This is a genomic window from Psychroflexus sp. MES1-P1E (genome assembly GCF_002836055.1).
In the GTDB taxonomy this organism is placed as follows: domain Bacteria; phylum Bacteroidota; class Bacteroidia; order Flavobacteriales; family Flavobacteriaceae; genus Psychroflexus.
This window is the reverse complement of the sequence record NZ_PJBS01000177.1, coordinates 1-4,659: the sequence shown is the minus strand read 5'-3', so window position 1 is coordinate 4,659 and position 4,659 is coordinate 1. Positions and strand designations below refer to the sequence as shown.

General features: G+C 36.3%; 3 protein-coding genes and 1 pseudogene. 2 read left to right on the top strand and 2 right to left on the bottom strand.

Annotated features, from left to right (window positions below):
- Positions 1-81 precede the first annotated feature (81 nt).
- On the top strand, positions 82-1,659 hold the full coding sequence (gene lnt / locus CXF67_RS08135; protein ID WP_102088306.1) for an apolipoprotein N-acyltransferase: 1,578 nt from the start codon (positions 82-84) through the stop codon (positions 1,657-1,659).
- Between the two features lies 1 nt (position 1,660).
- Here lnt and CXF67_RS08130 read toward each other — a convergent pair whose 3' ends face one another.
- Entirely contained in the window at positions 1,661-2,386 is a 726-nt protein-coding gene (locus CXF67_RS08130) for a CDP-alcohol phosphatidyltransferase family protein (protein WP_102088305.1), read from the bottom strand.
- 95 nt (positions 2,387-2,481) lie between these two features.
- Here CXF67_RS08130 and CXF67_RS08125 point away from each other — a divergent pair, with 95 nt between their 5' ends.
- The gene (locus tag CXF67_RS08125; protein ID WP_102088304.1) at positions 2,482-3,549 is read left to right on the top strand and encodes a putative type IX sorting system protein PorV2; all 1,068 of its coding nucleotides are present in this window, start codon (positions 2,482-2,484) and stop codon (positions 3,547-3,549) included.
- Between the two features lie 77 nt (positions 3,550-3,626).
- Here the strand turns inward: CXF67_RS08125 and CXF67_RS08120 are convergent.
- Positions 3,627-4,501 (bottom strand): annotated as a pseudogene (locus CXF67_RS08120) (IS1595 family transposase).
- Positions 4,502-4,659 lie beyond the last annotated feature (158 nt).

The following is a 4,659-nucleotide window of genomic DNA, read 5'->3' as shown; positions in this document are numbered from 1 at the left end:
ATTAAATTGGTATCATACCTTGTATTCATTAAATTCTTTTTAAAACCCTTATTTTTAAACTAAATTTGAAAAAAATATATATTGAAAACTATACTTTTAGCTGTTGCCTCAGGTTTAATCCTTGCCTTAAGCTGGCCAACAAATGGATGGAGTTTCTTGAGTTTTATTGGTTTCGTCCCTTTACTTTTTGCTGAATTTACCATTAGAACAACTCATACTCAAAGAATAAATCTCAAAGTTTTTGGACATGCGTATCTAAGCTTTTTCATGTGGAATAGTATGACCACCTTTTGGCTTTACTACTCAACACCCTTTGGAGGGATTTTCGCAATACTTGCTAACTCCTTATTGATGAGTCTTGTCTTTTTAATTTATCATATTGTTGCAAAACGCGTTGCTTTTACAGCGGCTTCCTCCTTTTTTGTTGTGTTATGGCTCAGTTTCGAGAAATTGCATTTGGGCTGGGAATTTTCGTGGCCTTGGTTGAATTTAGGAAATGTCTTTGCTAATGATATCGCTTTGATACAATGGTATGAGTATACAGGTACTTTTGGTGGTAGCCTTTGGGTTTTAGCCAGTAATTTCATCATCTTAAAGGGGATTATTCTTTATTTACAACATAAAGATTCAAAAATTATAGTGAGAAGTGGAATAAGACTCGCTTTGCTTATGGGCATTCCTATAGGTATTAGCCTTCTTTTAAAACCCGATACTAGTGTTGACAACAGTATCGAAACTATTGTTCTTCAACCTAATATAGATCCTTATACTGAAAAGTATAATAGAAATGATCAGGGGATTTCTAAAGATTTAGTAGACTTGGCCCAACCTCTATTAAACGATAACCCACAGCTGCTTATCGCACCAGAAACGGTCTTTGCTGAAGGCACAGAAATTACAAGCTATACCTATTCAGAAGCCCGAAGATTTTCAAAACTCTTACTCGATAAAAACGATCAACTCAATTTGGTTTTTGGAATTTCTATGTATGAATTGCTAAAAAAAGAAACTGACTTATCTCCTCAAAGCAATTTTTTAAGAAAAGGTCTTTGGTTCAACGATTACAACAGCGCTGTTTTTGAAAAAATGGGATCTGAGACTCAATTTTATCATAAATCTAAACTTGTTGTGGGCGTGGAAAATTTCCCTTATCAGTCTACCCTTAAACCTATACTAGGAAATATTATGATAGACCTTGGAGGAACGGTGGCTATGAAGACCACTCAACCCGAACGCAGCGTTTTTAAACTGAATACGGGCTATAGTGTTGCTCCCATCATTTGTTATGAATCTGTATATGGCGAGTTTGTAAATGGTTATGTAAAAAATGGCGCCAATGCCCTAGCCATCATAACCAATGATGCCTGGTGGGGAGAAACTCAGGGTCATCAACAACACTGGAGTTATGCGCGACTAAGAGCTATTGAAACGCGGCGTGCTGTGGCACGAAGTGCGAATACTGGAGTATCTGGATTTATAGATAAAGACGGTGAAATTATCAAAAAGTCAATCTATAATGAAAAAACAGCACTGATTTACGATTTGCCCCTTTATGAAGGACAAACGTTCTACGTTAAACACGGGGATTATATACCACGGATAGCAAACTTTTTAGCCTTATTTATTTTGCTTTTCGGAGTTACCCGAAGAAGAAAATAAATTAACTTATCTTCTGCAATGCTAAGGATAATAAGATATAGACGAAAATTATAATTGGAATGGCAACAAATTTGAAGCTCACCAATAAAATAATACTTAAGACAACGATTAGATACCTATACCAATTTTCAGAAAGTTTTAAATTAGAAATCTTTAATGCAAACAGCTTAAGCTCAGCATTCAAAAGTAAAACGCTCAAAAATGATATCGCTATAAGAAAATAGGTATTTTGAATTAATTCTGATAAAAAAGAATCGGGATGATAGTCTAAAATGAGGCTAAAACTAAGAATCAAAAGAGCATTGGCTGGAGTGGGCAGACCTATAAAACTGTCCGTTTGTCGATCATCAATATTAAACTTTGCAAGTCTATATGCTGAACCCAAGGTGATAATTAAACCTATAAAGACAACCCAACTGGTTTCAGTGGAAAAAAAAGTAAGATCAGAAACTGAGGGATTCAAAGACTTAAAAAGAAGTTGACACATAACTAGTCCAGGAACTAAGCCACTAGTTACCATATCTGCTAATGAGTCTAATTGTAAGCCCAAGTCACTTTTCACTTTCAAAACCCTGGCTGCTAAACCATCAAAAAAGTCGAAGAAAATTCCAATGCAAACAAATACCGTTGCAGCTACCAGATTATCTTGAACCGCAAATACTGTCGCCATGCATCCCGATAATAAATTGAGAAGTGTAATAAAGTTTGGAATTTGTTTTTTAATCATATTTTCAACAACTATCTAGATTTGACACAATAAGAAAAAGCAAAATAAGTTTTAATATTATTAATTATAGCATATTTGCTAAAAAAATTATCGCATTGAAGAGGCTTGTCCTTATATTAATTTTTACGTTGTCGTGTTCAGTTTTTTCACAAACTGCAAAATATTCTAATGAATTTCTGAACATAGGCGTAGATGCAGCTTCATTTGGAATGGCAAATGCTGTAACCGCAACCACAAATGACGTTAATTCTGGGTATTGGAATCCTGCTGGACTGGTAAACCTAGAGGACAGCCAAGTCTCGGTTATGCATGCCAATTATTTTGCAAACATTGCTACTTACAACTATATAGCTGGCGCAATGCCCATCGACAGCAAAAGTGCTGTGGGGTTTAGTATCATCCGCTTTGGGGTGGACGACATCTTAAACACTACACAACTCATTGATGATCAAGGCAATATTGACTTCAATAGGATAAGTTTATTTTCAACTGCAGATTATGCCTTTACCTTATCTTATGCTAGAAATTTACCCTTGGAGGGATTTTCATATGGTGTAAATGCTAAAGTAATAAGAAGAGTTATCGGTGATTTTGCGCAAGCCTGGGGGTTTGGCTTTGACGCAGGGATCCAATTTCAAAGAAAGAGTTGGTTTTTTGGAGTTATGGCTAGGGATATCACCACGACGTACAATACTTGGACTTTTGATGATGCTGAGCTGGCCACTATCCAAGGGGCCATCGATGGACAAAACCAAACCACGCCTGAAGCGACTGAAATTACACTGCCTAAACTTCAACTTGGCATTGCTAAAACCACCAGTATTCACAGAGATTTTGATCTTACTACGTCCTTGAATATGGATTTTCGCTTTGCAGAAACCAATGATATTATTTCCTCAGGTTCTATGAGTGCTACTCCCGCTTTTGGCTTTGAAGTTGACTATATCAAATTAGTCTACTTAAGAGGCGGCGTCGGTAATTTTCAAAACCTTGAATCCCTTGGTGGTGAGGGAACCAACATTGGTTTCCAACCTAATTTTGGAATAGGATTTCGGTATAAGGGTATTCAAATTGACTACGCCCTTACCGATATTGGAGACCAAAGCCTTGCCTTGTATTCCAATGTTTTCTCTGTAAAGCTAGATTGGTCTGTATTTAGGTAAATTTCAGTGTGTAATTCGCGATGCAAAGCATCACTTTGTTAGTGTTTTTTTTTAAAAAAAATTATGGAGGTCAGTTGTTAATGACTCATAAATTCCATCTGATTAATTTTATACTCATCCACCATTTTAGTTATTAGAGTATTGAAAATCGTGGCCTTGCTTTTGAAGCGGTTTAGTTTATAACAGAACTGATTGAAATACCGGTTGATGTTAAACTCGCTTACCAATGATTATGTTGTTCTTATCCATGTTTTTACCTGATGGATTATGGTGTGCAGTGCTTTGAAGTTATGCCGATTTTTGCTCGGTATCTGGGTAATATTGAAAGCTTTGGCGATGGGTTTCCAAAGCTCTGTAGTGATAAGCGCATCTCTATAGAGGTAGTTCACTGAGATATAGTGAAGTGAACTTGCCGAAAAGTCCATTATGCTTTTTATATATAAAGTTTTACATTACCCATATCGGTAAATTGTAAAGCTATCGATGCCTTCTTTTTCTTGACGTCATAGCTAAGATCGATTTTTACCTACTCATAACCCCCAAGTAGAAACTCGTCAACGTGTTCCGCCCCATCCATTGGATGTTTGCCATTAAATGACATCGCCTTCCTAACTTTGTGCATAAAAAGGCGTGCGGTTTTCTAGCTGACACCATAGCAAACCCCGTTTAGGGGGCTGAAAGGCTCTTGGTGGTAGTGGCCATTTCAAAACAGATGAAAAAGACCTTTCTCAAACCGAACTTAACCTTATGGAACAAAGTGTTTGCAGTAGCTGACTCTCGGTGCCCGCAGATATTACACTGGCGAGCAAAATCCATATTGACCTGACAGGACGTAGGGTTGCATTTCAAGCATATATAATTATTCTTTAAACCAGCAAGATATTCCCTATTCGAGATTCGTTTTAACTGATCAGAGAACTCTATAAGATTTTTGACCCTTAAATATGCTCATAATTTATTAATTTTACTTCCCCTAAAGTTTAGTATTTGTATACTGACCTCTATAAGATTGCGTAGAAAACAAGCTGAATATTAGCTGTAATATCCTTACTAATAAAAAAATTAAAAATAGTATCATCATCTAGTATTGGATGCATTGCCCCTAGAATA